The organism is Alcanivorax sp. HI0083, from assembly GCF_001635175.1.
Genome location: NZ_LWFX01000602.1, coordinates 1 through 298 on the forward strand (window position 1 = coordinate 1; position 298 = coordinate 298).

The following is a 298-nucleotide window of genomic DNA, read 5'->3' on the forward strand; positions in this document are numbered from 1 at the left end:
CTGTCTTGATGGCCATCATCGGGCCTTCGAACGTGCTCATGCCGTAGAAGGACAGCGCCACAATCATAAAGCGGATGATCGGGTCGGTGCGCAGCTTATGCCAGGCCCCGGAAAGGGTCATCATGCCGTTGATCATGCCGCCCCAGCTGGGCGCCAGCAGCACGATGGAGAACACCATGCCCAGGGATTGAGCCCAGTCGGGCAGGGAGGAGTAGTGCAGGTGGTGCGGCCCGGCCCACATGTAAACCGCGATCAGGGCCCAGAAATGCACAATGGAAAGGCGGTAGGAATACACCGG

The 298-nt window shown here is 60.7% G+C and carries 1 protein-coding gene; it reads right to left on the reverse strand.

All coding sequences use genetic code 11. The features are described 5' to 3' along the window. Positions 1-298, reverse strand: a 298-nt coding sequence (locus A3754_RS06075; protein WP_197468501.1) for a cbb3-type cytochrome c oxidase subunit I, incomplete at both ends; no start/stop codon positions are given.